Genomic DNA, 26810 nt, shown 5'->3' with positions numbered 1-26810 from the left:
ATGTTCTATCGTCAGATCACAAAGATTCAAGCGACAACGATTCTGGTGAGTACGATCATTGGAGTCGGAATTCTTCCCTTACCCCTGTTCGCCGTACGTGAAGCGGGGTCTGCAGCTCCATTGGTCACCTTACTCGGGACATTGCTTGCTTTTGCAGGCTTATGGCTCATTACCATTCTCGGCATACGATTTCCGAACCAGTCCATTGTGGAGTACAGCCCTGCTATCATCGGCAAATGGCCCGCAGCGGTCGGCAGCCTGTTGATCATCGGGTTCTTCGCCGTTTTGACTTCCCTTACAGCACGTGAATTCGGAGAGGTAGTCATTACGGCAGTATTGAAGAGGACGCCTTTGGAAGTGACCGTACTGGTCATGCTGCTGCTTTCTGCTATCTCGACCCGGCAGGATATGAGAACCTTTGCTTACATCCATAATTTTTACTTCCCCATGCTTCTTGTACCGGTTCTTTTGATCGTTGCCCTTTCTTTAAAAAATGCAGATACCATTAATCTTCAACCTGTTTACGGAAGTTTCTCCGGCAAGATCATGTCGAGTATTTTTACCGTAGCCGCCTTGTTTCAGGGCTCCTTTATTATGACGATCGTCATCCCCTCCATGCGGCAAGCTCATTTGGCTATGAAATCCAGCCTTTGGGCCATCCTGATCTCCGGGGGCCTGTACATCATGATTGTAGCGGCAACGATCGGAGTATTCGGCGCCGAAGAGACCAAGCTCTTGCTCTGGCCTACCTTGGAGCTGGCCAAGACGACCTCGCTGCCTGCGAATATTTTGGAGCGATTGGATGCGGCGTTTTTGGCGGTATGGGTAACGGCGGTGTTTACAACGTTATTTTCCAGCTATTACCTCACCATTCGATCCTTGAGCAATCTGTTCGGCTTACGCAACCATAATCTTTTTTCTTATTTTGTTCTGCCCTTCGTGTTTATTTTGGCGATGCTGCCCGAGAATATTTTGCAAATGTACGAAATTATTCAGAATGTAGGCCGGGTAGGACTTTTTGTAACGATTGCCTATCCGGGATTGCTGTTGATAATAGCTATCCTCCGCAAGAAAAGAGGGGATCAGGTTGGTCAAGGTGCAGATAAGAATCCTTAAGCTGGGCATCGGGCTGCTGCTTATCCTTCCTGTCCTGACCGGATGCTGGGACCGATTGGAGATCGAGGACAGAGCTATTGTGCTTGGGGTTTCTGTGGATTTGGCCGGTCCTGGGGCCGAGGCCGAGGAGGAGCAGGTTGCCCACCTTCACGACAAATTTCCAGCTCCTGAGAAAAGCATGATTCGCGTCGCGGCACAGATAGCATTGCCTGGTAAAATTCCGCTTGGTCCCGGCGAATCCGGGGTTTCAGGCAAGGGTTCCGGGGACACCGTATGGGTCATTGATGTGGTAGGCCACACCATTGACGATGCGCTGATGAACTTGCAGCAGCAGCTCTCAGCGAAGCTCTTTTTCGGGCATTTGCGCGTGATCGTAGTATCGGATGCGTTTGCGCGAAAAGGACTGCAAAATTTGAACGACTATTTCAGACGCAACACGGAGGTCCGGCGAACGGCCTGGATGATGGTGTCCAAAGGAAACGCCGAGCAGCTGATGAGGGCGGCCCCGAAGCTGGAACGCGTTCCGACGCTGTATTTGTTGTCCACTCTGGATGGAGCCGTTAGGGCGGGCAAATTTCCGACGGATTTCGTAGGTGTTTTTTGGAGCAACGGCTCCAAGAAAGGACAGGAAGCCTTCCTGCCTTATATTGAGCTGATGAAAGCGGGAAATGTGGAGCTCAAGGGAATGGCATTATTTAAAAACGACAAAATGATAGAAACCACAGAGCCGTTCGACATCGCCGCTTACATGGGAATTAAAGGCCTGAATCCCGCAGGGTACAGGGCGTTTATTCGGCTGGATGATAATCCGGCCAAGACGGTAACGGTATTTGCCAGCAGCCGGAAATCCAAGTTGAAAGTCCGTATTGTAAACGGTATTCCCCATTTCCAATTGTCCGTTTTTACGGAAATCAATCTGGAGGAGAAAATGAGCGAGGCCATTTACACAAATAATTCGGCGGTGCTCAAAAAGATCGAGCAAGAGGATATGAGATCCTTTAAGAAGGCTATTGAAGGATTGATAAAAAAGACGCAAAAATCGGGCTCGGACATTTTTGGCTTCGGCGAGTTTGTTAGAGCCAAGGAACCCAAATACTGGAATGAAGAAATCAATTCCGAAGAAAACTGGCAAAAAATGTATAAAGAAGTGACCGTAGATGTCGAAGTGGTATCAAGAATGCGCAGGGTTGGAATGAAGGCCAGATAAGCGGTGCCGGAAATCAAGACATTGTCGGATGGAGGGAAGGGGCCTTGCTGATTTCTTATTCGAGCTATCTAATCTACTCCGTCCCCCTATTGTTAATTACAGGGCTCTATATACTGGTTATCGATGTCAAAGGGTATGAGATGGAATCCTGGACAAAAGAACAGAAAGCGGCGCGTATTCTCGGATGGATCAATATTACCCTAGGTATTTTGTTAATAGGGGTCAATTGGTTCGTGGATTAAGCGAATCAGGGAGCCGGTAAGAGGACGGGCTGTCCGGACGGAAAGATAGAAGGAGGAACATGTGTGTTGACAATCGGGAAGGGCTGGATTCTCATAGGAGCGGCGTTATGGCTGCTGACAGGCTGTTCGGCGGATCATCATTCGGAGAAGGTTATGACGATGTCACCGAAGGATATGGACTCGCCGGTGCTGGCTGTTGATGTTACGGATCAAGGAACTATGAAGATCACGGGGCTGCAGGGCATCAGGCCGCTAGGGGATGCAGGGGAAAAGCAGGTTGTGCTGGTAGGGGAGGCGTTTGTCGCCCGCAATGGGCTTCCGCTTGGAGGCAAGCAGCTGCCGCGTGAGCTAAGTCTGCCGAGTCAACGGCCGCTCATCGCCTTGGTAAAAGGATCTGCGGAAGCGCTGCTGAATCAAGACCGTGATATGGGGCCATGGCTGCCGGAGCTTCGGCTCTTGGATGACCTGATACATTCCTTTCATTCCTATCGGGATCACGGCCCTCGGGACCGCTTCCTTCCATCTGTTACTCCCGCCGGCGATTCAGGACAAGTCCTCGTTCAAACGGCCGTCATGCGGGGGGATAAACCGGAGGCATGGTATACCCGGGAGGAAATGCAGCTTTTATCTTGTCTGGACGGCCATCAGGGGATAGGAGCTCTTCCGCTTAAGGAGCTAAGCGGCTTGCACCGGATGGATTGCCGTGTCCAATGGAGCGGGAACGGCGATCTCAAATCGCCCAGGCTTCATGCGAAAGTTACGGTTGCATTGAACGACGGTCCAGCCCTCGATAGCGGGGGGCGAGTGTCAGCGGAAGAAGCATTGGAGCAGCGGCTTACCGAGCTGCTTCGCCGCCAGCAGGCGCAGCGGATCGATCCATTGGATATCGGGCGAGTGATCAATTCACAATACAGAGGAGTGTGGACAGCGGATCGTTGGCGAGCTGCATTAGCAAGAGCGGATATTCGAGTGGATGTTCGCATCACTTCCTAGCCTTTGGTTAAGCGGCAAAGGCCAGAGCTGCCGGATAACGGAGCTTCTGGCCTTGTCCTGCGAGCTTACGGCTGGTCTCTATGCCCGGCTTGCTCTCTCTCCGCTTCCTTTTCCGCTTGCTTGCGGTGGGCTATGCGGCTGCTTGCCGCGGCAGCGATGGCCCCGACAATATCATCCAGAAACGTATGCTTGTGCGGTCCGTTTTTATCGTTAAGCATTTTCAAAATGCCGGGCTTTACCTTGTCCACGTAACCGAAATTCGTGAATCCGATACTGCCGTACACATTCACAATCGATAAGGCTAGCACCTCGTCACAGCCATAGAGTCCCTCGTCGTTCCATATCATGTCTTGAAGCGGAGGGAGCAGCTTGCCTTCTTCTGCAAGGATATCCAGCTGGATACCGGTTAATATGGCATTTTGGACCTCTCGCTTTTCAAGTACCCGCTCTATGCTCTCTATACATTGGTCTATAGACAAGTTTGGATAGTAGTCCTTTTGCAGGAAAAAGGTCAATTCTGCGATATCGTTCAAGCTTACTCCTCGCTTGGTTAACCACTCTTTTGCCGCTTCGGCGACTTTTTGCGAGTCGAGATTATATGGCATACAGGAAGTCCTCCTTGTGGAGCAAATGGGATTGAATTGAAACTGAAAGTAGTTTTTGCCTTGTCGCTTGGCTTGATACATCGCTGCGTCGGCAGAGTTCAGCAAAGCGTCAGCCTCTTGACCATCCTCCGGGTAGACGGCCGCGCCCATGCTGCAGCAGATGCGAACGGTGTATGGATCAATGAAAAATGGCTGGCCGATCGCGTCCGCGATTCGCTTTGCAATGCCGTCGATCTCTATCGACATCACCTTTTCAAAGGAGCGATCCAGATTCAGGCTGGAACCCCGTTACATTCATGGGCCGTGCAACCTATTTTACCACAAGGTACGGATTCATTTCATTAAAGGGGAGGAACCCCGAATGAGGACAAATTGTTGTCATAAAACTTGTCTCCTCCTCGTATAGTGGGAATAAGAGAAAAAGGACAAACAACCCTTTTATTCAAGGAGGAATCATCCATGAAACAGTACAGATGGACGCAGTGGGCGGCGGTAGGAAGCATCGTAGTGCTGCTCACCTCGGGCTGCTCGGTTTTGGGAACGAAGGAACATTCGCAATCGATCGATCCTCCGCCTACCGGAGCCGATGCCAGTGCCATGACGGCCAAGCCCGTAACCGCACCGGTGATTCAGAACCCGATGCCCGTAACGGTATATGCCAAGGACAGTAACGGTTTGGTAGTGCCTGTGTCGCTCAATGTAGAAAAATCGGTGGAGGTAGCCAAAAAGGCGCTGGAAGCGATGGTGGATGACGGACGCTCCAATTCCCAGCTGCCAACAGGCTTTACCCCGCTGATTTCCAAAGGTACGCAGATTAAAGGAATAGATATCGTGAAGGACCAGAAGCTGGCTATCGTCGATTTCTCCGAAGCGTTCACAAGCTATAACGTACAGGACGAGCGTAAAATATTGGAGGGAATTACCTGGACCTTAACCGGTTTCCCTTCCATCGAGAAGGTGCAGCTGCGTGTTAATGGAAAAGAGCTGAAGGAAATGCCGGAGGGAGGCACTCCTATGGACGAACCTTTGACTCGAGCCATGGGGATTAACCTTGAAAAGCCGGAAGATGTAGAGTATGGTCAATCCACACCGGTAACACTCTACTTCCTCGGCCAAAATCAGGATAATTACAAGTATTATGTCCCTGTAACCCGTCTTGTCAAACGTACGGATAATGTAGCCCAGGCCGTAGTTGAGCAGCTGATTGCTGGTCCCGACAGCAAAAAAGGGCTTTCGGCCGTCATGACGCCGGGGGCCGAGCTCAAGCAGGTGAAAAAAGCGGATGACGTTATAACGGTCGATTTTTCCGATAAAGTGCTGGGACCCGATAAGAAAGCCCCTGCGGATGCGTTAAAAGCGGTCGTTCTTTCCTTAACCGAAAATACAGGCGCTGCGACCAAGGTTCAGATTACCGTCAACGGCGACAGCAAGGTCAGCGCCAGCGATAACCAGAGCTACAGCAAGCCGGTCCTCCGTCCAGCCACGGTCAATCCGCAGAAAATGTAGCGTAGCGAGAAGAGGGCCGAGAGGCTCTCTTCTTTTACCGTATGGCCCTGTTTATTGCGGACAGGACGGACCTCGGTGAACTACGTACCCTGGCAGCCGGAGGGTACAATTGGAAGTCGATGAGCCACTCTGGTACAATGGTGGATGTCAGAAAACCCGGAACCGGGGCTTTGCCTGAAATTTGTTCCCTATGAGTGGAAGGAAGGGCGAGTTCGCGTTGTTTCTTTGGGGGAACTGCATATAGCATGAAGGAGGCAATAAAATCAGTATGAGAAGCGACGGGAGAGCAACGAACCAAACACGTCCTGTTACTATTACGACCCATTACAATAAGCACGCCGAAGGCTCGGTGTTGATTGAGGTAGGAGATACGAAGGTCATTTGTACGGCTACCGTCGAAGAGAGAGTTCCTCCTTTCATGAAGGGTCAAGGGAAGGGCTGGGTCACAGCGGAATATTCGATGCTGCCTCGGGCTACCCAAGTCCGTAATCAGAGGGAGTCCGCCAAGGGGAAGCTCGGGGGACGGACGATGGAGATTCAGCGATTGATCGGCAGAGCCCTGCGTTCCGTAGTAAATCTGGAAGCTCTCGGAGAACGCTCGATTACCCTGGATTGCGACGTAATTCAAGCTGACGGGGGGACCCGCACTACCTCCATCACCGGATCGTTCATTGCAATGGCTTATGCCATCGATAAAATCGCCAGGGAAAAGCATTTGCCGAAATACCCGATTACCGATTTTCTCGGTTCCGTCAGTGTAGGGATAGTGAATGGCGAGCCATGTCTGGATTTGAACTATGAGGAGGATTCCAAGGCGAAGGTCGATATGAACGTCGTCATGACCGGACTCGGCAAATTCGTTGAGATTCAAGGAACCGGCGAGGAAGCTCCGTTCTCCCGTCAGGAGCTCGATGAGCTGCTGGCCTTGGCGGAAACTGGCATTCAGTCGATGATCGCCGAGCAAGTAACCGCTTTGGGACCGGACATTTCCGAGCGCATCAGGAGAGCTGCACATGAAGAATCTCGGGTCTGAGATCGTCGTTGCTACCCGGAATGCGGGGAAAGTCAAGGAGCTCGAGCCGCTGTTCCGGCAAAAAGGGATTGAGGTCAAAAGCCTCCTCGATTATCCGGGTATGCCGGACATTATCGAGGATGGAGATACGTTCGCCGCGAACGCGCTTATCAAGGCCCGCGCCATAGCCTTGCATCTGGGGATTCCGGCGATTGCCGACGATTCCGGCCTGTGCGTAGACCGATTGAATGGAGAGCCCGGCGTCTACTCGGCACGTTATGCAGGGGAGCCCTCCAATGACGAGGCCAATAACAGGAAGCTGCTCGAAGAGCTGTCCAAGCTTCCTCGCTTCGACGGGGAGCAGACGAGATCATTGAGCCCGGCGCGTTTCGTATCGGCAATCTGCCTGGTGGATGCCGGAGGGCAAGTGGTCAGCGCGGTGGAATGCAGCTGCGAAGGCGAGATTCTTTCCTCACCGCGGGGAGATAAAGGGTTCGGCTATGATCCCCTGTTCTACATCCCGGCAATGGATAAGACCATGGCTGAGCTGAGTATCGATCAGAAGAACGCCATTAGTCATCGCGGAAGGGCTATACAGGCGTTATGGGATGATCTTGAGAATAAGTAAGAACGGCAAAGGACCGGCGCGTTCCTGCGTGTGATTCATGCAGGAACGGAACCGATCCTTTTCATCGTTCAGTGCTTTGCAGGCGTTTATTAGAGCCATCAGTCATTGGCCTCATCTTACGGTAACTTTATAATGACGCAGCCAGGTATCCACCTGCGCGAGATAAGCGAACAGCTGCGGACCGGTCATCAGCTGGCCGAACCAGGGGAGATCGAACTGGCTGGCGTCCCCTTCCGCCAATGCGCGGATTTTGGGCGCGTCAATGAATTGCAGGATCGGCGAGCCGGGATCATCCAGAATGTCGAGCACCCATCTTTGAACCGCCGCCAAATAGCTGGGATTATGAGTTTTGGGATACGGGCTTTTTTTACGTGTCAGGACGTCGTCCGGCAGCACGCCGCGGAGCGCTCTGCGAAGGATGCCCTTCTCCCTGTCCCCGGACGTCTTGATCTCCCATGGAATGTTCCAGACATATTCGACCAGCCGATGATCGCAGAAGGGAACGCGGACTTCGAGGCCGACGGCCATGCTCATCCGGTCTTTCCGGTCAAGCAGGGTCGGCATGAAGCGGGTAATGTTCAGATAGGACATTTCCCGCATCCGGTTCTGCTGCTGATCCTCGCCCGCAAGCCTCGGCACCTCGGACAGCGCTTGGCGGTAGCGCTCCTGCACGTACTGCTCGGGCTTAACCCAATTGACCAGCTCGGGTGAAAGCAGGCTAACGCGTTCCCGGGTTGCCAGGGACCAGGGGAACGTATTGGCGTTTAAGGCTTCCGAACGATGAAACCAGGGATAGCCCCCGAATACTTCATCGGCGGCTTCGCCGGAAATGGCCACAGTCGCATCCTTTTTGATTTCACGGCAGAACAAGTACAAAGAACCGTCGACATCCGCCATTCCTGGCAGGTCACGGGCGAACACGGCCGTCTTCAATGCTTCTACCAGCTCCGGCGTATCGAATTCGATATAGTGATGCTCGGTGCCGAGAAATTCAGTCATTCTTTGTATCCATGGGGCATCCGAATTAGGCTGAAATGCATTGGCTTTAAAATGCTTGTCGTTATCTACATAATCGATGGAATAAGTATGAATTGTGCCCATATTATGCTCACGGTAATAATTGGCTGCGAACGTCGTCAATGCGCTGGAATCCAGACCCCCTGACAATAGGGTGCAGATGGGAACGTCCGATGCCAGCTGACGCTCTACTGTATCCTTGAGCAGTTCGTGTATCCGTTCGGCGGTGGTATCGACATCGTCTTCATGCGGCTTGCTTTCAAGCTTCCAATAGGCGCGGATTTGCATGCCGCTGCGGTCAACCGTCATGCAGTGTCCCGGCTTCAGCTCAAACATGTTGCAATAGACCCCGTGCCCGGGTGTACGCGCCGGTCCGACTGCGAAGATTTCGGCGAGCCCCTCGCCGCTGATTTGAGCGGAAAAGTCCGGATGTGATAAAATCGCTTTGGGTTCGGACCCAAACAGCAGGCGCCCGTTCGAATAGGAATAGAAAAGAGGCTTAACGCCCAGTCTGTCCCGCACCAGGTATAACGATTGCTCGAGCGAGTTCCATACGCCGAAGGCAAAGATGCCGTTTAACCGGTCCACGCATGCGCGCCCCCATTCGATATAGGAGACAAGAAGCACCTCGGTATCGCAGGTTGTATAAAATTTGTGGCCGCGCTGCTCCAGTTCCTTTTTGAGCTCGGGAGCATTGTACAGCTCGCCGTTATAAACGATAGAGAACGTGTTGTCTCCGTATTTGCGGACCATGGGCTGAGCGCCATTAGCCGGATCCATCACGCTCAAGCGGCGATGTCCGAGCGCGCAATGCTGTGTAATCCAAGTACCGGAGGCGTCAGGCCCTCGATTCGTCATTGTATCCGTCAACTGCTCGAGAACAGACGGATACTGAGTCAAGTCTTTTTGCCAATCAATCCATCCCGTTATTCCGCACATGGCCTTCATCCCTCTCCTGTTGTTTCTGTTCTGCAAAATGACAAGCTTTTCGACAGCGACAGCATGATGCTAAAGGTTATGCCAGGCAGAATCGTAAAATGTCTGTCCTTCCAAGAGGAAAAGATAGACAAAAACGAAAATACCGTTTACACTATGCGTTAGCGGTCCAAATTCAAGAATCGATGCAAGATGAATAGAACAAGTGCGATTATCCCACTCTAACCTTATGGAGGCACGAGGGGAAGAAGTTGTTATCAAGCGACGCTTCTGTTTATCTTCTTGGCCAATACGGCCTTATGCGGTGCTAACGGATATCGGGCTAAAGGATGATTTAACTCAAAGTTGCCGGAAAGCTGTAAAGCCTACCGAACCGATCAAGAAGAAGAGGTGGTCATACGTTATGAAGAAGACGAAGTTATCCAAAGCACAAGTCCAATACAAAGAGGCCAAAGAGCACTTTGAGAAAGTGAACGAGGCTTTTCAAAATAAGCTGGCTACCGTTCAGCTGCTGGGTGTTGTCAACCAGGAGAAGGTAGAGGAGCTGATCGAGCAGACAGGTCTTCATACGGCTCTGAACGAGCTGGGAGCTGCCGAGAAAGCACTTCTCGCATGGTCTCATGAAGCGATTCAGAACGAAAAGGATTATTTGCAAAATAAGGATGCCGTGGACAAGATGTATGCCTTTATCGATCAGGATCCAAACATTAAAGCCAAATTAATCCAAGCGGCTATGAAAATTTATTAATACGTTAGCACGTTTGACAGCGGGAGGACGTTCCTTCCGCTGTTTTTGCTGTTGGATTCGCGCTGATTTTGCTTTCCGTCCCCGAATGGGGTACACTGACGTTCATAAGAAATTCCTTTTTATAGAGGCTTTGGTTTAGAAGTCGGTTAGGTGGTGTGCTTTTGTCCGGAAAATCGAAGGATAACGTGATTCTATTTCCTAAAACAGTTGAATTTTATCAGTTTGAGCTAACCCGGATGCTGGAGACGGAGCGATATGGCGAAGCCATTGAGCTGCTGAGCTTTCTGCTCTCCTGTCAAAGTCCGGATGAGAGAGCGAGTGAGGAGTGGCGGGCCCTGCTGCAATGGCTGCAGACCATGTTTCCCGATGCCCTTGCCGCAATGCCGGATGGAGAGCAAGAGGATTACACCGAGCAGGATTTGCTTCGGGAGCATGTGGCCGCAAAGGCAAGAGAGGACAGAGGCTATACGGACAAATTGCTCGGGATGCTGAGTGAGTCCGGATCCATGGAGCATCAGCTGCTTGCTTTGGGACAATTGGCGCTTCTGGACGATCCCGGCATTAACGGGAGGCTGGTTGAATGGCTGGGTTCGGAGGAGCGGCATCCCATGATTCAGTATAAAACATTGCAAACGCTAAAGCTTCGCGGAATGTCCGGCATGCTGCGGCTGCCTAAAAACGGAGAGACGCTTTTTGTCGAAATAGAGGATACGCCGTCCGATTTCGATCAATTCCCGCCGCAGATCAACGAAATTTTGGAACGGATCCGGGAAAACAGCCAGACAGGCCATCCGGCCTTGGCTTATTTTGCCGAAGAGACCTGGAACGAATTTCTGGCTTTCGTATACGGAACCCCAATTTACAGGCAGATGCTTCTGATGGAAAGCGAGAACGTTGACGCCTGGGCCGCCGCATTTCATCTGGTCCTGCTGGAACGGGTTTTCGACAGCGGGGACCGGGAGGAAATATTCGAGCTGTATGGCATTACCAATGAGCTGATGTTCCAGTGGGAACAGGCATATCGCATCATGCAGCAATTTGCCGCGGCGACGTTTACGGCGAGACTTCATGATTGAATATTTTTTTCGATGAACTGCAACTTGAAAACATGAAGGTATATGTTATAATAGAATGGTTATATTGACGACCTTGGGACAAGCATAACACCCTTATTCGTCAGAACGTGAAAATTGTGATGGATAATTTTTGGAGGGGAAAGCATAAAATGAAAGCAAGCTGGGAAAAAATAGAGAAGAACGTTGGAGTTCTTGATATTGAAGTGGACGCGGACAAAGTTGCCGACGCACTGGACAGAGCATTTAAGAAAGTAGTAACGAAAGTCAACGTTCCGGGTTTCCGCAAAGGGAAAGTGCCTCGTCAAATCTTCGAAGCTAAATTTGGCGTTGAAAGCTTGTATCAAGATGCTTTGGATATCGTAGTTCCTGAAGCTTACGTTGAAGCGGTGAACGAGACAGGAATCACTCCTGTAGACCGTCCTGAAGTAGACGTTGAGCAATTCGGCAAAGGCCAAGCTTTGAAATTCAAAGCTAAAGTTATCGTTAAGCCAGAAGTTGAGCTTGGCGAATATAAAGGTCTTGAGCTTGAAGCGCAAGATGCTGAGGTAACCGCAGAAGAAGTGAACGAAGAGCTGAATAAATTGCAGCAGCGTCATGCTGAGCTGGTTCCTGTTGAAGAAGGTCCTGCGCAAAACGGCGATGTTGTATCCATTGACTTCGAAGGCTTCGTTGACGGCGTAGCATTCGAAGGCGGCAAAGCTGAGAAGTATTCTCTTGAGCTTGGCTCCGGCAGCTTCATTCCTGGTTTCGAAGAGCAAGTGGTAGGCTTGAACAAAGGTGAAGATAAGGACATTACCGTAACTTTCCCTGAAAACTACCATTCCGAAGAGCTGAAGGGGAAAGAAGCAGTCTTCAAAATTCACCTTCATGACATCAAACGCAAAAACTTGCCGGCTCTTGACGACGAGTTTGCAAAAGACGTTAGCGAATTCGAAACTTTGGAAGAGTTCAAGCAAGATCTTGAAAGCAAGCTGAAGCAGCGTAAAGAAAGCGAAATTCAATCTAAAAAAGAAGCGGATGTAGTTGAAAAAGCAGCTGCAAACGCAACAGTTGATATTCCGCCGGTAATGATCGAGAACGAGTGCGAGCAAATGCTCAAAGAGTTCGAGAACCGTCTGTCCAGCCAAGGCATGAACCTTGAATTGTACTACCAGTTCACAGGTCAAAACGACGACGTGCTGAAAGAACAAATGCGCGGTGACGCGGAAAAACGCGTTAAGAACAACCTTGTTTTGGAAGCTATTGCCAAGGCGGAGAACCTGGAAGCTTCCGAAGAAGAGCTTAACAACCAACTGCTGCAAATGTCCCAATTGTACCAACGCTCTGCAGATGAGCTTCGCGCGATTCTGGAAGCGAACGGTAACTTGGATAGCATGAAACACGATATCGTTATTTCTAAAACCGTTGGCTTCTTGGTTGCTAACAGCAAATAATAAGCATCACATAGGAGGTAAGGCACGTGTCCATATGCGTGCCTTTCTCTATAGGCAAGGTTTCGCACCCTTGTCTTTAAGTTTAATACATATTGTAACAACGGTTTGTCCGTGGCATCCTGCGCTTTTGCGGCATAAGGAATCGGACACGCTTTGGCTCTTCCACATTCAACATACGACCAACGTTGTAATGCAAGTACATAGGATACACCTTGACTCTGCGATGATTTTCTGCGGCATGGAATGGCAATGCTAAGCATAGGCTAGTTTTTTTATGCTGAGCATGCGGGAGATTCGCGAAATGTTATTAAACGTGCTACAATGTATTTTGCAAGTCAATTTTTGAGCAAAGGGGTTGGAACAATGGGTCTGATACCTATGGTTGTTGAGCAAGAAGGACGCGGGGAGCGCTCCTATGATATTTATTCCCGCCTATTGAAAGACCGCATTATCTTTATCGGCAGTGCCATTGACGATGATGTTGCCAACCTCGTTATTGCGCAGTTGCTGTTTTTGTCCGCGCAGGATGCCGAGAAAGACATTTCTCTGTACATCAATTCACCGGGCGGTTCGGTAACTGCCGGAATGGGTATATATGATACAATGCAGTTCATTAAACCCGATGTATCTACCATCTGTGTAGGTATGGCGGCAAGCATGGGCTCCTTGCTGCTCACCGCAGGGGCAAAAGGCAAGCGTTTTGCGCTTCCGAACAGCGAAATTATGATTCATCAGCCGCTTGGCGGCGTAAGAGGCCAGGCATCGGATATTAAAATCCATGCAGACTGGATTATTAGAACCAAGCAAAAGCTGAATCAAATTTATGTAGAACGTACGGGGCAGCCGCTTGAGAAAATTGAGCGGGATACAGACCGTGACAATTTCATGAGCGCTGAAGAAGCCAAGGAATACGGGCTTGTTGATGCGGTTATCACTCGTAACGAATTGAATGGATAAGGAGTGATTGCATGTTTAAATTTAATGATGAAAAAGGTCAGCTCAAATGTTCCTTTTGCGGAAAATCTCAGGAGCAAGTACGCAAATTAGTAGCTGGACCAGGCGTCTATATATGTGATGAATGTATCGAGCTTTGTACGGAAATTGTTGAGGAAGAGCTTGGACATGAGGAAGAGCTGGACCTTAAGGATGTACCGAAGCCAAAAGAAATCCGCGCTATCCTGGATCAATACGTTATCGGACAGGATCAGGCGAAAAAATCGCTTTCCGTTGCAGTGTACAACCACTACAAGCGGATCAATTCCCAGCAAAGCAAGCTTGAGGAAGTTGAGCTTCAAAAAAGTAACATCGTCCTGTTAGGTCCTACAGGCAGTGGTAAAACACTTCTTGCTCAGACTTTGGCCAAAATTTTGAACGTACCTTTCGCTATTGCCGATGCTACGTCTTTGACGGAAGCCGGCTATGTAGGGGAAGACGTTGAAAATATTTTGCTTAAGCTGATCCAGGCGGCGGATTACGATGTTGAAAAAGCGGAACGCGGCATTATTTATATCGACGAAATCGATAAAGTAGCACGTAAATCCGAGAATCCTTCCATCACACGTGATGTTTCCGGTGAGGGTGTGCAGCAGGCGCTGCTGAAAATTTTGGAGGGCACGGTTGCTTCCGTTCCTCCTCAAGGCGGCCGCAAGCATCCGCATCAGGAATTCATCCAGATCGATACGACGAACATTTTGTTCATCTGCGGTGGTGCATTTGATGGTCTGGAGCAGATCATCAAGCGCAGAATCGGTAAGAAAGTGATCGGCTTCGGTACCGACGGGCATAAAACGGATTTGAAGCCAGGAGAATACCTGTCGATGGTGTTGCCTGAAGACTTGCTCAAATTCGGTTTGATTCCCGAGTTCGTGGGCCGTCTGCCAGTCATTTCTACTCTGGAGCCGCTTGATGAAGCTGCGTTGGTACGGATCTTGACTGAACCTAAAAACGCGCTCGTGAAGCAGTATCAGAAGATGCTGGAGATGGATAACGTTTCTCTTGAATTCAACGACGAAGCCCTCGAGGAAATCGCGCGCGAAGCCATTAAGCGCAATACCGGCGCCCGCGGCTTAAGAGCGATCATTGAGAGCATCATGCTGGATGTCATGTATGAAGCTCCTTCCCGCACGGAGGTTTCCACTTGCGTTGTAACGAAAGAGTCGATCCAATCCAAGATCACTCCGGAAATTACAAGCAAGGACGAGAAATCCGTTAAGAAAAAAGAAGAGAGCGCATAAATAACTAAACCATACGACCTCCAATCCGGGAAAAAGCCATTAATTGGCTTTTTCCTAGAGCGGAGGATGTTTGGTATCATGGGAGAGATCGAATACATGTTTCACAGAACAGAGACTATCCCGGTTAGAGTTGGGGATTTAACGATCGGCGGCAGCAATGAAGTCATTATGCAGAGTATGTGCACAACCAAAACGGCCGACGTCAAATCGACCGTTGCGGAAATTCATCGATTGCAGGACGCAGGCTGCCAGTTGGTTCGTGTCACGGTCAACAACAAGGAAGCTGCTGAAGCGATTAAGGACATCAAGCGTCAAATTCAAATCCCATTGGTAGCAGATATTCATTTCGACCATCGTTTGGCCCTTATGGCTATCGAGAACGGAATCGATAAAGTTCGCATTAATCCGGGCAACATCGGACGCCGCGAAAAGGTTGAAGCTGTCGTTAAAGCCTGCAAAGAACGGGGAATTCCTATTCGGATCGGGGTTAATGCAGGTTCACTTGAAAACCATCTTCTGGAGAAGTACGGCTACCCGACACCGGAAGCTATGGTAGAAAGCGCATTGTACCATATCGGCATCCTCGAGGAGCTGGATTTCCACGATATCATAGTCTCTTTGAAAGCCTCCGACGTTCCGATGGCTATTGCTGCTTATACGCAAGCTGCCTCGGCGTTCAGATACCCTTTGCATTTGGGCATTACCGAAGCCGGGACCTTATTCTCCGGCACGGTGAAAAGCTCCGCCGGCATTGGTGCCCTGCTCAGCATGGGGATCGGCTCTACGCTTCGTATCTCGCTTAGTGCGGATCCGGTAGAAGAGATTAAGGTAGCCCGAGAGCTGCTCAAGACGTTCGGTCTGATCAGCAATGCGGCGACCCTGGTATCCTGCCCCACCTGCGGCCGTTTGGATATTGATTTGTTCTCTATTGCTAATGAGGTGGAGGATTACATCTCCAAGATTAAAGTGCCTATCAAGGTTTCTGTCCTTGGCTGCGCCGTGAACGGACCTGGCGAGGCAAGGGAAGCCGACATCGGGATCGCTGGGGCTAGAGGCGAGGGGATGCTGTTCCGTTACGGTGAAATGATCCGGAAAGTGCCCGAAGCCGAATTGCTTAGTGAGCTTAAGAAGGAAATTGACATTATCGTAGAGCACTATGAGCGGACTGGAGAAATTCCGGGCAGAAACAAACATTCAGCACATGCTTAATAACAAGACAAAGCAATGTTTCTCTTCGCAGAGACATTGCTTTTTTAATTTTTACATGAATATCATTTCATTTCGGGTTCCATGAATAGGTTTTCTTCTGGATACAAATAACAAGGAGAGTGCTTCTAACTATTCAGGAGGAAAGTTCTATGAATCAAACAACGAAATGGGTTGTTATGTATTTTGTCGCTATTTGCCTGCTGCTTGGACCAACCGGTATGGTTCGGTCGGAGGGAGAAGGGGCCGGTCCGAAGAAAATAGCGATTGTTATTGATGATCTTGGCAATGATATGCAGGGCACGAAGGAAATTATGGAACTGCCGGTACCTTTCACCGTTGCCGTTATGCCGTTCTTACCCACAACCAAACGGGATGCGGAATGGGCTCATTCCCTCGGTCATGATGTGCTTGTACATATGCCCATGGAGCCGGTCAAAGGCAAGAAAAGCTGGCTCGGCCCAGGCGCCCTAACGACCGATTTATCCGACGAGGAGATCCGGCGCCGCGTCATAGCGGCTATTGAAGAGGTTCCTTACGCCATAGGCATTAATAACCATATGGGGTCTAAAGTGACGGCGGATAAAAGAATGATGCGCATTGTGCTGGAGGTGTGCAAGGAAAAGCAGCTGATCTATCTGGACAGTAAAACAACTGCCAAAAGTGTAGTCCCGATGGTGGCACAGGATCTGAATTTCCACACGTTGGAAAACAACATTTTTATGGACGACATTTACACGCGAGAGCATATTGTAAGGCAAGCCCTGAAGGTTCTTAAGCATGTGGACGACCACGATACTACCGTTGTCATAGGTCATGTAGGGCCTCCCGGGAAGCATACCGCGGCCGTCTTGAAACAGACGATCCCGTCGATTCAGAAAAAAGCGCAGTTTGTTACGATTTCGAAGCTGGTCTCCTAGGGGGGCCAGCTTTGTATGCCATACAGAGTTTTTCGACATGATGGAGCTCAAGCCTGGGGTCCCTTGCCAAGTATTGAATAGCTTGAAGTCTGAGACCAGTTATTTTCACCGCCGTATTTTGTCATGAATGATCCGTTCAGTCCGTGGCTGCTGCAGGTAGTTAAGAATTCCGTCGGCGATGGCTTGAGCCAGCTCCCGCTGCCTCTGCGGCTCGGTCATTTGAGCGCGGTCCTGCGCATTGGAGATAAACCCCATTTCACAGATAACGGCAGGGACCTGAATATGCTTTAATATATAAAACGGCTTGCCATGCATGACGTGTCCGGACGTGCCGTACAGCTGATTCAAGGAATTTTGGAGGCTGACGGCCAGCCTTTTGCTCGCATCGGACTTTTGATGCAGCACGATAGCGCCTCGTTTACTGCTCTTAGAGGACCAATTCACATGAATACTGACGACGGCTTTGGGACGGATTTCGTTGGCCAGGTGGCTTCGTTGTGCTAGATCCTTCAGATGCCGGGACCGGGACCGGAACCAGCGGTTCTCTCCGCTTAAGGCATAGTCCTCTATGCGGTTCATAAGAACCACCTTTCCCTTTTGCCGCAATAGGTCATAAATCAACCTCGATATTTCCAAATTAATATCCTTCTCATAAAGTCCTCCGTACAGAGTACCGCTGTCGACTCCGCCGTGACCAACATCGATCAGCACGTCCACATTGGAGACGATCGGATTTTTCGCAGCTTGATGATGGTCTGATCGTGCGTCTAAGGGCTGATTGGAAGTGAAGAGGATCGCGGAAAATAAAAGCAGGAACACGGCCAAGCGTCGCATATACTACACTCCTTAAAGTTTTCGTAGAAAACTGGCATCGAAAACATAGACTTTACGATAAAACTTCCCCTCTTATGGTTCTCTCCCATTACGTTCTCATACGGTCCAGAAAACTTTCTCATAACCGTATGAATCCGCCCTTTTAAGGGGAATACTACCAGGTATATGTAGCTTATTCGTTTGGTGCGGAAGGCGAACTTGATCACGTAGGAGGGGTTTTAATGAATATCAGTGTTATCTTGATGATTATTCAACTATTTTTTGCCGTTGTCATCGGTATGTATTTCTGGAATTTATTGCGGAATCAGCAATCCAATCGAACTGCTGTGGATAAGGAGTCGAAGAAAGAGCTCGAGAAGCTGAGAAAGCTTCGCTCCATTTCCTTGAATAAACCACTGGCCGAAAAAACGAGACCCAGCACCATGGGGGATATCGTAGGGCAAAAGGAAGGGCTTCGCGCCCTGAAAGCGGCATTGTGCGGGTCCAACCCGCAGCATGTTATCATTTATGGACCTCCGGGAGTAGGGAAAACGGCTGCGGCGCGTGTCGTTCTGGAGGAAGCTAAGAAAAATCCGGAATCTCCCTTCCGCCAAGAGGCGAAATTTACGGAGATTGATGCGACGACAGCCCGGTTTGACGAAAGAGGGATTGCCGACCCGCTGATCGGTTCCGTTCACGATCCGATTTATCAAGGAGCGGGAGCCATGGGAGTGGCCGGGATTCCGCAGCCGAAGGCCGGCGCCGTGACCAAAGCGCATGGAGGAATCTTGTTTATTGATGAGATCGGCGAATTACATCCGCATCAAATGAATAAATTATTAAAGGTGCTTGAAGATCGTAAGGTGTTTTTGGAGAGTGCTTATTACAACTCGGAGGATATGAATATCCCGGGATATATCCATGATATTTTTCAGCATGGACTGCCGGCGGATTTTCGCCTTGTAGGCGCGACGACGCGTAATCCCCAAGAGCTGCCTCCTGCCATACGCTCCCGTTGTATGGAGATATACTTCAGGCCTCTAACACCGGACGAAATCGGTACAATTGCTTTGAACGCTTTGAAGAAAATCGGTTTGCCGGAAAACGGGGCCGCCGTGGAGGTCGTCAAGAAGCACGCAACCAACGGCAGGGAAGCGGTCAATATTATTCAGCTGGCGGCAGGAATGGCCTTGACAGACGGCCGTAAAGAAGTATCGGCTTCCGATGTGGAATGGGTGATCAACAGCTCGCAAATTCCTCCAAGACCGGAACGCAAGATCGGGTCGAAGCCGGAAATTGGCTTTGTTAACGGACTTGCCGTCTACGGGCCGAACCTGGGGACCCTGCTCGAGATCGAGGTTACTGCTATTCCGGTCGTTCAGCCGGGCAGCGGCAAATTTACCATCACGGGCGTCGTAGATGAAGAAGAGATGGGCGGAGGGGCCCGCACGATCCGCAGAAAAAGCATGGCGCGCGGCTCCGTTGAAAATGTGCTTACCGTATTGCGCAGATTGGGCATCAATCCGTACAATTATGATCTGCACATCAACTTCCCGGGAGGCACTCCGATAGACGGTCCTTCCGCAGGCGTATCGATGGCAACGGCCATAGCGTCAGCCATCAAGCAAATTCCGGTGGATAACCATATCGCCATGACCGGTGAAGTGGGCATTCATGGCAAGGTGAAGCCGGTTGGAGGCGTGGTCGCCAAAGTAGAGGCCGCATTCCAGGCAGGGGCCACCAAAGTCATTATCCCGAAAGAAAATTGGCAGGAAATATTCGGGGGTCTTAACGGGCTTGAGGTGATTCCGGTTGAATCAGTAGAAGAAGTGCTGCACCACGCTTTAGGAATAGAAATTTCCACGCTAACCGAAGCCTCCGGAATACAGCCGGATGTGATGCCGCCTGCATCGGTAACTGTTTTGCACGCTGACGGGCTAGAGTAATTATCTGCCTTCAGCGTTTCTTTTTGTCGGTGCGAGATAAGTTGACAAGCCGATTGGTGTTTTTAAATCAATTTTGCTAAAATGTTAACTACAGCAATTGGTAATGCTGGCGAAGCAAGGTCGCTTTAGAAGGCGGATTGTTGCGAAGTCAACTTTGCTGAAAGCAAAGTTCACAGGAGGTGCTCCAGGATGGGACCGAACAAATTAAAGGTGCGGCGCTTGCCGTTGCTTCCTTTGCGGGGATTGCTCGTTTACCCTAGCATGGTGCTGCATCTGGATGTAGGCAGAGAAAAATCAGTAAAAGCACTGGAGAAATCCATGGTGGATGACAGCATGATTCTTCTTTGCTCCCAATCGGAAGTTAACATTGAAGAGCCTACAACAGAAGACATATATCGCATCGGAACGATTGCCAAGGTAAGGCAGATGCTGAAGCTTCCTAACGGCACGATCCGGGTATTGGTCGAGGGAATCGTTCGTGCGGAAATCAGCGAATTTTTAACGAATGAGGAATACTACGAGGTTCAAGTCAAGGAGCTGCCTGAACAGGAAACTTCAGATCCTGAAATCGATGCACTGATGCGTACCGTTCTTACCCAGTTTGAGCATTATATTAATTTGTCCAAAAAGGTAACCCCGGAGACGTTAGCCGCCGTATCCGATATCGATGAGCCGGGCCGGCTGGCAGACGTGATTTGCAGTCATTTATCGTTAAAAATTAAGGACAAACAAGAAATTCTAGAAACCATCGATGTAAAGGACCGTTTGGAAAAGCTGCTCAGCATACTTAACAACGAACGTGAAGTATTGGAGCTTGAGCGCAAAATCAGCCAGCGGGTCAAGAAGCAGATGGAGAAAACCCAGAAGGAGTATTACCTTCGCGAGCAAATGAAGGCGATACAGAAGGAGCTGGGGGATAAGGAAGGCCGTGCAGGCGAGGTGGAGGAGCTGCGCAGCCAGCTTGCAGAAACGGATGTTCCGGAGAAGGTCAAGGAAAAAATCGAGAAGGAAATCGATCGGCTGGAGAAGATGCCGGCGACCTCGGCTGAAGGCGGCGTGATCCGGAATTATATCGATTGGCTGCTTGGCCTTCCATGGTCGAAGTTCACCGAGGATGATCTGGACATCAACCGCGCCGAGCAAATCTTGAACGAGGACCATTACGGGCTAGAGAAGCCGAAGGAACGTGTGCTGGAATATCTGGCCGTTCAGCAGCTGGTAAAGAAGCTTAAAGGGCCGATCCTGTGTCTTGTAGGGCCTCCCGGGGTAGGTAAAACATCGATCGCCCGCTCCATCGCACGGTCCTTGGGCCGGCAATTTATCCGTATCTCGCTTGGGGGCGTACGGGATGAAGCGGAGATTAGAGGGCATCGCCGCACTTATGTCGGCGCGATGCCTGGCCGTATTATTCAAGGGATGAAAAACGCAGGCTCCGCCAATCCGGTGTTCCTGCTCGATGAGATCGATAAAATGGCGATGGATTTCCGCGGAGACCCGGCGTCGGCGCTGCTGGAGGTTCTTGATCCGGAACAAAACAGTACGTTCAGCGATCATTACATCGAGGTCCCTTACGATCTGTCCAACGTTATGTTCGTCACAACGGCCAATGCGGTGCACAACATTCCGAGACCGCTTCTTGATCGTATGGAAGTGCTCTATATTCCGGGCTATACCGAGATCGAAAAGCTGCATATCGGCCGCAACTATTTGCTGCCTAAACAGCAGAAGGACCACGGTCTTAAAGACGATCAGCTGGTAATTGAGGAACCGGCGCTTATGCGGATTGTACGTGAGTATACGCGGGAAGCGGGAGTCCGCAATTTGGAGCAGCAAATTTCCGCGGTATGCCGCAAAGCGGCCAAGAAGGTCGTATCGGGTGAAGGTGAGAAGGTCATCATTGGCTACGATGATGTCAAGGAATACCTTGGACCACCCAAATTCCGCTTTGGCGTAGCCGAGGAATTCGATCAAATCGGTGCGGTTACCGGCCTTGCCTGGACGGAGGTCGGCGGCGATACCCTCGTTATCGAGGTTACGGTCATGCCGGGTAACGGCAAGCTGACGCTGACGGGCAAATTAGGCGATGTGATGAAGGAATCGGCGCAGGCAGCATTCAGCTACACCCGTTCCAGAGTGGGGCAGCTGAACATTCCGGCGGATTTTCATGAGAAGTTCGATATTCATATTCATATTCCGGAAGGAGCTATTCCGAAGGATGGACCTTCGGCCGGGATAACGATGGGGACGGCGCTGATCTCCGCCTTGACGAATATTCCTGTTTCCCGCGAAGTGGCGATGACAGGAGAGATTACGCTGCGCGGCCGCGTGCTCCCTATCGGCGGGCTGAAGGAAAAAAGCCTTGCCGCTCATCGGGCGGGCATTCGCAAGGTCATTATCCCTAAAGATAATGAGAAGGATATCGAAGAAGTACCGGAAAGCGTGCGCAAGGAGCTGACCTTTGTTCCAGTATCACATATGGATGAAGTGCTTGAGCATGCATTGGTCAAACCCGTAGGGGTATAAAGAGGCGATTTCGGCCTCGATGAAGGAAAGAGTGAAGGAAAACATGAAGGTCAATCAGGCTGAGTTTATTATCAGCGCGGTTGGTCCGAATCAGTATCCTGCGGACGCCTTGCCTGAGATTGCTCTGGCAGGGCGTTCTAACGTAGGAAAGTCATCACTGATCAATCGGATGATCCAGCGCAAAAATTTGGCTAGAACAAGCTCTAAGCCGGGAAAAACACAGCAATTAAATTATTATAAAATTAATCAGGACTTATTTTTCGTCGATTTGCCGGGCTATGGCTATGCCCAGGTTTCCAAGTCCAAGCGTGAAATTTGGGGCAAGTTTATCGAGGAATACTTGCTTCACAGAGAATTCTTGAAGCTGGTGCTGCTCGTTATCGATTTGCGGCATCCGCCTTCCAAGGATGATCAGGCGATGTATGCCTGGCTCAAACACAATGGAGTGCCTCTATGTGTCGTCACGACCAAGGCGGATAAAATATCCAAGGGCCAGTGGCAAAAGCACGTGAAGATCGTTAAGGAAACCTTGCAGATGGACAAGAACGATCCTTTCGTGTTGTTCTCATCCGAGCTCGGAATAGGCAAGGACGAGCTTTGGGGCGTCATTGAGAGCAAGATCCATAACGGCGAAACGGCCTCAACTCCGGACGAGGAGCCTGTGGAAGTCCAACCGGAATAATCCTGCCAACTATCCTGTAAAGACAAGTTACCTGCCGTAGCGGGCTTGTTTTTATAGGATAGTTTTTTATTTAGAAGGACTACTCACCAAAAAGAAAGCCTAACCCTGATCCGATCCAAATAGTTCGGACAACTAGGAGCCAGATGGCCATCATCGAATATGTCCCAGGGAAGTTGATAACTTTATAAGGGAAACAGAGGGATTTATATGAAAAGGTTGAATCCTTCCGTGATTAAAGCAGTTTTTTCTAAAATTCACCGGAATTCAATGAATGGATGGCAGGAATATTAAATATTTATGTAGTATAATGTATATAGAACAAGAGAATATAGGTTTGGCTTTATGTTTCGAAAACAAAGAATCGAGGGATTTTTATGGCAATTAGGTTAGCGACCAAATACGTCAAAACCTGCCTACAGTTAACGGAAGCCGAGATGGCCATGTTTATTCAGATGTTTGTCGATCATCAAGCCTCCTTGCAGGTGAAAGTGCTTGAAAATGGAAATCAAGAGGTGGTTTTGCTGGACAACGAAGCGGGACAAGAGATCGTCCTCTCGTTCGAAAGACAGTTCAACATGTATGTTTGCCGTGGTACATGCAGCATCACGGACAAAAATCTGGTTCAATTGATGAGAAAGGCCGTTTCAACCTTTAAAGGAAGTGCCATTGTTCACCGAATTTATGAATCTTATACGATGATTTATGAATATGACCGGGGCACGGTAATGAAAATTGTGGAACGCAAAGGGCAAACCGATCGTCTGATCTACGAGTATAAGGATACTGTCGGAATGCTGGAGAAAATGTTCCGTAAAGTGGAGGTAGAGCAAGAAATAATGACCATAAAATCTCAGATCAATGAATTGCTCGACCTGAGAAACGACATACAAGAAGCAGCCGTACGCGAACAAATTGATGACCGTCTTCGTAACCTGACGCATCGCTTATTCGTACTCGAAGCTTAACTATATAGAAGTCAAAGGGCTTTTCCGTTGATGCGGAAAAGCTTTTTTAATTTTGTCTTGATAAACATATAGGCGTTATTTCCCCGAAAAAAATCCATGGGTCCCATACACCTGAGACAAGTCTGTAACATATGTTAGACAATGTGCAGCGCTCGCAGCACAGAAAACTAGGCATTGGCAAAAAAAAGTATTGCTTTTATTCGGAATAGATGTTATTTTTATTTTCGTTGAAAACAAAATAGGAACCAGGATTCACTCAGGACATTGAATGTTGCGAGAGATTATTCCCTCGAGAAGTGAATGACGTAGGTCCTAGCGGATGAAATTTTTCAAACATTTTATTCCTAGGAAGGGGGACCGAAAGATGGAATACTCAACTTTCGGAAGACACGTTGCTGTTGATACTTGGGGAGTTGATTTTGAACTTCTCAACAATGCAGAATGGTTACAGGCGCAAATGGTAGAAGCTGCGGAGGCATGCGGGGCAACTGTGATGTCTGTTCAATCCAAGCAGTTTGAGCCGCAAGGTGCAACAGTGCTAGTATTATTGTCGGAAAGTCATCTCTCCATTCATACTTATCCTGAGAAAGGTTTTGCCGCATTGGATTGCTATACTTGCGGTGAGACAGTAGATCCTCAACTTGCTATTGATTATATGATTTCGGTTCTGAAGCCGGCAACGGCGCATGCAAAGAAGCTTGTTCGCGGCATGGGTGAATTGACAGTAGAGACACCGGAATTAAAGCTAGCTCAATTGACAAAATAATAACGTTAAATGGTAACCACGGAGAAATCCGTGGTTATTTGTTTGCCTAGCCCCCCATACAATGAATAAGTAAAGCTTGTATTACGTTTTAACCGAAGCTTGAGGAAGCTCATTGGACTTGGGGGGAGTTCGGGATGAAACGAAAACGCAAATGGATTATGTACGCCATCTTGGTTTTTTTTGTTGTTTGGCCGGTATATCAGATTATAGGTATGATAGGTGCTCATTCGGAAAAGCAGGATGCGGGCAAGCTCCTTTACCAGGTTTCGTTGTTTCAAATGGAGCTGTTAAGCAGCTACTTGCACGATATTGAGAAGGTGAAGGATACGGAAGGGTTGAATCCCTTACGTCAAGCGATCTATACGGCCAACTTTACGCATCAGCATCTTGTGCTTGCATATGGCGAAGATCAGCTCACCCCGCTTGAAAGCTTGTCGCAGCTGATGCAATACGTTCTCCGCCTGCAAATAGGGGGTCAGCGTCCGCTCAAGGGCGAAGAGGTTCAGGCATTGCTGGAGGTGCGCAAGCAGTTCGATGACCTGTACGATGCCTATGGGAAGCTCCTATCCTCCCGTGGGGATGTAGTAGGTTCTCAAAATCAAAGGCTGCAAAAAGATGATAAAATGGTGAACGAATTGCTCCGTAAAAAGCTGCTTCAATAGGGTGAAACATGCGTATATTGTATAAACGAAACCATTTTAGCTGAAAATATAGAAAATAGTTCCGGTTGATAAGCTTTGCTTTCACATATTATACAAAAAATTTGTCGGAGCGGCTTGTCAAACTGTGCTATAATGGGATCTAGATTAAGAAGAGGAAGGCAGGTGACACATATGCATATCGTTGTGGCGGGCTTGAACTACCGAACAGCACCGGTAGCGATCCGCGAGAAATTTACATTTTCCGATGCAGATCTAGCGCCGGCTCTGAAAGAGCTCAAAGAAACGAAAAGCGTAATGGAATGTGTCATTGTGGGCACCTGTAACCGTACGGAGCTGTATGTAGTTGTCGACCGGGAACATTTGTGCGATCATTATTTGCGGGGCTTCATTGAAAAATGGTTTGGCGTTCCGCGCGAGCAGTTCAATAAACATCTGTATGTTTATGAAAACGAGAAGGCGATCAATCATTTATTCCGCGTGACGAGTGGACTGGATTCCATGGTTATCGGGGAAACCCAAATTTTGGGCCAAATTCGCAATGCATTTTTACTATCCCAGCAAATGAAAACTACGGGGATTTTATTTAATACCTTGTTTAAACAGGCGATCACCCTGGCTAAACGCGCGCATACGGAGACGGGCATCGGGGAAAATCCGGTCTCGGTCAGTTATGCCGCCGTTGAGCTGGGCAAGCGCATTTTCGGAAGCTATGACCACAAGAAGGTAATGATCATCGGCGCAGGCAAGATGAGCGAGCTTACCGTGAAGCACCTTTATTCCAACGGTGCCGATAAGGTGATTGTCGTCAACCGCACCTTGAGCCGCGCTCAAGAGCTTGCCGGCAAGTTCCAAGGAGTGGCCAGCTCCATGGATAAGCTGCTCGACTATCTGGAGGAAGTGGATATAGTTATCAGCTCCACGGGCTCCTCGGAGATCGTATTAACGAAGGATCAGGTTGCGGCCGTCCTTCAGAAGCGCCGTTCGCGCCCTTTATTCATGATAGATATAGCCGTTCCAAGGGATTTGGATTCTTCCATCGGAGAACTGCCTAACGTATTTTTGTACGATATCGATAATTTGCAGTCCATCGTGAACAACCATCTGCAGGAACGCCGCAAAGCGGCTCTGGTCATCGAGGATATGATCGAAGAGGAGATGGCCGTGTTCGAGCAATGGACGCGTACGCTGGGGGTTACACCGTTAATCCAGGCGCTGCAAGCGAAAGCAAGCTCCATCCATGAAGAAACTATGGATAGCCTGATGAAAAAGCTTCCCGATCTGGATGAGCGTGAGCTTAAAGTGATTCGCAAGCTGACGAAAAGCATTGTGAATCAAATGCTGAGAGACCCAGTGATTCGGATTAAAGAGATGGCTGCTGAACGTGACGGGGAAGAAGCGCTCGATTATTTCACCAAAATATTTGCACTGGAAGATCAACTGGCACAGCAAGAACAATTGGAGAAGAACGTGAACCGTCAACAGGAAGTGAGCGAGACTCGTGATCGTTGGAAGGAAGAAATTTTGACGAAGGTTTCATTGAAGCCTGCCGATGCCTTGGCTAAAACGTAGTTTGG

Annotated in this window: 24 protein-coding genes and 1 pseudogene; 21 read left to right on the top strand and 4 right to left on the bottom strand. The window is 49.4% G+C overall.

The features are described 5' to 3' along the window. The 4 genes from GGC63_RS14395 (at position 1) to GGC63_RS14380 (ending at position 3558) form a co-directional block, all read left to right on the top strand. A complete protein-coding gene (locus tag GGC63_RS14395; RefSeq protein WP_192702888.1) occupies positions 1–1116 on the top strand; it encodes a GerAB/ArcD/ProY family transporter in 1116 nt (371 codons plus the stop codon). Continuing rightward, entirely contained in the window at positions 1097–2323 is a 1227-nt protein-coding gene (locus tag GGC63_RS14390; RefSeq protein ID WP_318781053.1) for a Ger(x)C family spore germination protein, read from the top strand. The genes GGC63_RS14395 and GGC63_RS14390 overlap by 20 nt, the downstream gene beginning before the upstream one ends. A 44-nt stretch (positions 2324–2367) precedes the next feature. Beyond that, entirely contained in the window at positions 2368–2565 is a 198-nt protein-coding gene (locus tag GGC63_RS14385) for a CLC_0170 family protein (RefSeq protein WP_079909990.1), read from the top strand. A 63-nt stretch (positions 2566–2628) separates the two neighbouring features. Then, the gene (locus tag GGC63_RS14380) at positions 2629–3558 is read left to right on the top strand and encodes a Ger(x)C family spore germination C-terminal domain-containing protein (RefSeq protein WP_192702887.1); all 930 of its coding nucleotides are present in this window, start codon (positions 2629–2631) and stop codon (positions 3556–3558) included. Positions 3559–3623: 65 nt separating this feature from the next. Here GGC63_RS14380 and GGC63_RS14375 read toward each other — a convergent pair whose 3' ends face one another. Both GGC63_RS14375 and GGC63_RS35345 read right to left on the bottom strand, forming a co-directional pair. After that, positions 3624–4163, bottom strand: a complete 540-nt coding sequence (locus GGC63_RS14375) for a phosphatidylglycerophosphatase A (protein WP_225948219.1) — start codon at positions 4161–4163, stop codon at positions 3624–3626. Between the two features lie 111 nt (positions 4164–4274). Beyond that, positions 4275–4409: pseudogene (locus tag GGC63_RS35345) on the bottom strand (hypothetical protein); the annotation flags it as partial. A gap of 213 nt (positions 4410–4622) precedes the next feature. On the opposite strand from GGC63_RS35345, the gene GGC63_RS14370 reads away from it, so the two are divergent. The 3 genes from GGC63_RS14370 (at position 4623) to GGC63_RS14360 (ending at position 7309) form a co-directional block, all read left to right on the top strand. Beyond that, positions 4623–5669, top strand: a complete 1047-nt coding sequence (locus tag GGC63_RS14370) for a GerMN domain-containing protein (protein WP_079909994.1) — start codon at positions 4623–4625, stop codon at positions 5667–5669. Between the two features lie 268 nt (positions 5670–5937). After that, positions 5938–6702 carry a ribonuclease PH gene (gene rph, locus GGC63_RS14365; protein WP_079909995.1) on the top strand — a complete coding sequence of 255 codons (765 nt, stop codon included), beginning with the start codon at positions 5938–5940 and terminating at the stop codon, positions 6700–6702. Beyond that, the gene (locus GGC63_RS14360; RefSeq protein WP_192702885.1) at positions 6683–7309 is read left to right on the top strand and encodes an XTP/dITP diphosphatase; all 627 of its coding nucleotides are present in this window, start codon (positions 6683–6685) and stop codon (positions 7307–7309) included. Before rph ends, GGC63_RS14360 begins: the two co-directional genes overlap by 20 nt. 111 nt (positions 7310–7420) lie before the next feature. Here GGC63_RS14360 and asnB read toward each other — a convergent pair whose 3' ends face one another. Further along, positions 7421–9265 carry an asparagine synthase (glutamine-hydrolyzing) gene (gene asnB, locus GGC63_RS14355; RefSeq protein WP_192702884.1) on the bottom strand — a complete coding sequence of 615 codons (1845 nt, stop codon included), beginning with the start codon at positions 9263–9265 and terminating at the stop codon, positions 7421–7423. A gap of 400 nt (positions 9266–9665) precedes the next feature. Between asnB and GGC63_RS14350 the strand changes: the two genes are divergently transcribed. From GGC63_RS14350 to GGC63_RS14320, 7 genes are all read left to right on the top strand, one after another. After that, entirely contained in the window at positions 9666–10010 is a 345-nt protein-coding gene (locus GGC63_RS14350) for a hypothetical protein (RefSeq protein WP_079909998.1), read from the top strand. A 161-nt stretch (positions 10011–10171) separates the two neighbouring features. Continuing rightward, positions 10172–11086 (top strand): hypothetical protein, encoded by a 915-nt coding sequence (locus GGC63_RS14345; protein WP_079909999.1) that lies wholly within the window; start codon positions 10172–10174, stop codon positions 11084–11086. Positions 11087–11235: 149 nt separating this feature from the next. Continuing rightward, positions 11236–12519 (top strand): trigger factor, encoded by a 1284-nt coding sequence (gene tig, locus GGC63_RS14340; RefSeq protein WP_079910000.1) that lies wholly within the window; start codon positions 11236–11238, stop codon positions 12517–12519. Positions 12520–12882: 363 nt separating this feature from the next. Continuing rightward, the gene (gene clpP, locus GGC63_RS14335) at positions 12883–13476 is read left to right on the top strand and encodes an ATP-dependent Clp endopeptidase proteolytic subunit ClpP (protein WP_079910001.1); all 594 of its coding nucleotides are present in this window, start codon (positions 12883–12885) and stop codon (positions 13474–13476) included. 11 nt (positions 13477–13487) lie between these two features. Then, positions 13488–14753, top strand: coding sequence for an ATP-dependent protease ATP-binding subunit ClpX (gene clpX, locus GGC63_RS14330; protein WP_079910002.1), 1266 nt, complete (start codon positions 13488–13490; stop codon positions 14751–14753). Positions 14754–14849: 96 nt separating this feature from the next. Beyond that, a complete protein-coding gene (gene ispG / locus GGC63_RS14325) occupies positions 14850–15962 on the top strand; it encodes a flavodoxin-dependent (E)-4-hydroxy-3-methylbut-2-enyl-diphosphate synthase (protein ID WP_192702883.1) in 1113 nt (370 codons plus the stop codon). Positions 15963–16111: 149 nt separating this feature from the next. Next, the gene (locus GGC63_RS14320) at positions 16112–16879 is read left to right on the top strand and encodes a divergent polysaccharide deacetylase family protein (protein ID WP_412973865.1); all 768 of its coding nucleotides are present in this window, start codon (positions 16112–16114) and stop codon (positions 16877–16879) included. Between the two features lie 105 nt (positions 16880–16984). Here the strand turns inward: GGC63_RS14320 and GGC63_RS14315 are convergent, their stop codons facing one another. Next, positions 16985–17713, bottom strand: a complete 729-nt coding sequence (locus tag GGC63_RS14315; RefSeq protein WP_192702882.1) for an N-acetylmuramoyl-L-alanine amidase family protein — start codon at positions 17711–17713, stop codon at positions 16985–16987. A 221-nt stretch (positions 17714–17934) separates the two neighbouring features. Between GGC63_RS14315 and lonB the strand changes: the two genes are divergently transcribed. From lonB to hemA, 7 genes are all read left to right on the top strand, one after another. Next, the gene (gene lonB / locus GGC63_RS14310; protein ID WP_079910003.1) at positions 17935–19638 is read left to right on the top strand and encodes an ATP-dependent protease LonB; all 1704 of its coding nucleotides are present in this window, start codon (positions 17935–17937) and stop codon (positions 19636–19638) included. 189 nt (positions 19639–19827) lie between these two features. Then, the gene (gene lon, locus GGC63_RS14305) at positions 19828–22161 is read left to right on the top strand and encodes an endopeptidase La (RefSeq protein ID WP_192702881.1); all 2334 of its coding nucleotides are present in this window, start codon (positions 19828–19830) and stop codon (positions 22159–22161) included. Positions 22162–22204: 43 nt separating this feature from the next. Further along, complete coding sequence (gene yihA, locus GGC63_RS14300) at positions 22205–22843, top strand: ribosome biogenesis GTP-binding protein YihA/YsxC (protein ID WP_192702920.1); 639 nt, start codon at positions 22205–22207, stop codon at positions 22841–22843. A 374-nt stretch (positions 22844–23217) separates the two neighbouring features. After that, positions 23218–23808: a non-ribosomal peptide synthetase module gene (locus GGC63_RS14295; RefSeq protein ID WP_179135962.1), complete on the top strand. Its 591-nt coding sequence runs from the start codon at positions 23218–23220 to the stop codon at positions 23806–23808. Positions 23809–24172: 364 nt separating this feature from the next. Next, positions 24173–24574 (top strand): adenosylmethionine decarboxylase, encoded by a 402-nt coding sequence (gene speD / locus GGC63_RS14290; RefSeq protein WP_192702880.1) that lies wholly within the window; start codon positions 24173–24175, stop codon positions 24572–24574. 134 nt (positions 24575–24708) lie between these two features. After that, positions 24709–25236: an S-adenosylmethionine decarboxylase gene (locus GGC63_RS14285; RefSeq protein WP_192702879.1), complete on the top strand. Its 528-nt coding sequence runs from the start codon at positions 24709–24711 to the stop codon at positions 25234–25236. Between the two features lie 171 nt (positions 25237–25407). Continuing rightward, complete coding sequence (gene hemA / locus GGC63_RS14280; protein WP_192702919.1) at positions 25408–26805, top strand: glutamyl-tRNA reductase; 1398 nt, start codon at positions 25408–25410, stop codon at positions 26803–26805. Positions 26806–26810 lie beyond the last annotated feature (5 nt).

This window comes from Paenibacillus sp. OAS669 (genome assembly GCF_014873645.1).
In the GTDB taxonomy this organism is placed as follows: Bacteria; Bacillota; Bacilli; order Paenibacillales; family NBRC-103111; genus Paenibacillus_S; species Paenibacillus_S vulneris.
This window is presented reverse-complemented; position numbering and strand designations above follow the sequence as displayed.

Bases quoted from the DNA above. Each gene is read 5' to 3' on its own strand.
- clpP (WP_079910001.1), top strand. From the start codon at position 12,883: ATGGGTCTGATACCTATGGTTGTTGAGCAAGAAGGACGCGGGGAGCGC.
- lon (WP_192702881.1), top strand. From the start codon at position 19,828: ATGGGACCGAACAAATTAAAGGTGCGGCGCTTGCCGTTGCTTCCTTTG.
- GGC63_RS14315 (WP_192702882.1), bottom strand. From the start codon at position 17,713: ATGCGACGCTTGGCCGTGTTCCTGCTTTTATTTTCCGCGATCCTCTTC.
- GGC63_RS14360 (WP_192702885.1), top strand. From the start codon at position 6,683: ATGAAGAATCTCGGGTCTGAGATCGTCGTTGCTACCCGGAATGCGGGG.
- tig (WP_079910000.1), top strand. From the start codon at position 11,236: ATGAAAGCAAGCTGGGAAAAAATAGAGAAGAACGTTGGAGTTCTTGAT.
- speD (WP_192702880.1), top strand. From the start codon at position 24,173: ATGGAATACTCAACTTTCGGAAGACACGTTGCTGTTGATACTTGGGGA.
- GGC63_RS14375 (WP_225948219.1), bottom strand. From the start codon at position 4,163: ATGCCATATAATCTCGACTCGCAAAAAGTCGCCGAAGCGGCAAAAGAG.
- yihA (WP_192702920.1), top strand. From the start codon at position 22,205: ATGAAGGTCAATCAGGCTGAGTTTATTATCAGCGCGGTTGGTCCGAAT.
- lonB (WP_079910003.1), top strand. From the start codon at position 17,935: ATGAATATCAGTGTTATCTTGATGATTATTCAACTATTTTTTGCCGTT.
- hemA (WP_192702919.1), top strand. From the start codon at position 25,408: ATGCATATCGTTGTGGCGGGCTTGAACTACCGAACAGCACCGGTAGCG.
- GGC63_RS14320 (WP_412973865.1), top strand. From the start codon at position 16,112: ATGAATCAAACAACGAAATGGGTTGTTATGTATTTTGTCGCTATTTGC.
- rph (WP_079909995.1), top strand. From the start codon at position 5,938: ATGAGAAGCGACGGGAGAGCAACGAACCAAACACGTCCTGTTACTATT.
- GGC63_RS14395 (WP_192702888.1), top strand. From the start codon at position 1: ATGTTCTATCGTCAGATCACAAAGATTCAAGCGACAACGATTCTGGTG.
- GGC63_RS14285 (WP_192702879.1), top strand. From the start codon at position 24,709: ATGAAACGAAAACGCAAATGGATTATGTACGCCATCTTGGTTTTTTTT.
- ispG (WP_192702883.1), top strand. From the start codon at position 14,850: ATGTTTCACAGAACAGAGACTATCCCGGTTAGAGTTGGGGATTTAACG.
- GGC63_RS14350 (WP_079909998.1), top strand. From the start codon at position 9,666: ATGAAGAAGACGAAGTTATCCAAAGCACAAGTCCAATACAAAGAGGCC.
- GGC63_RS14370 (WP_079909994.1), top strand. From the start codon at position 4,623: ATGAAACAGTACAGATGGACGCAGTGGGCGGCGGTAGGAAGCATCGTA.
- clpX (WP_079910002.1), top strand. From the start codon at position 13,488: ATGTTTAAATTTAATGATGAAAAAGGTCAGCTCAAATGTTCCTTTTGC.
- asnB (WP_192702884.1), bottom strand. From the start codon at position 9,265: ATGTGCGGAATAACGGGATGGATTGATTGGCAAAAAGACTTGACTCAG.
- GGC63_RS14295 (WP_179135962.1), top strand. From the start codon at position 23,218: ATGGCAATTAGGTTAGCGACCAAATACGTCAAAACCTGCCTACAGTTA.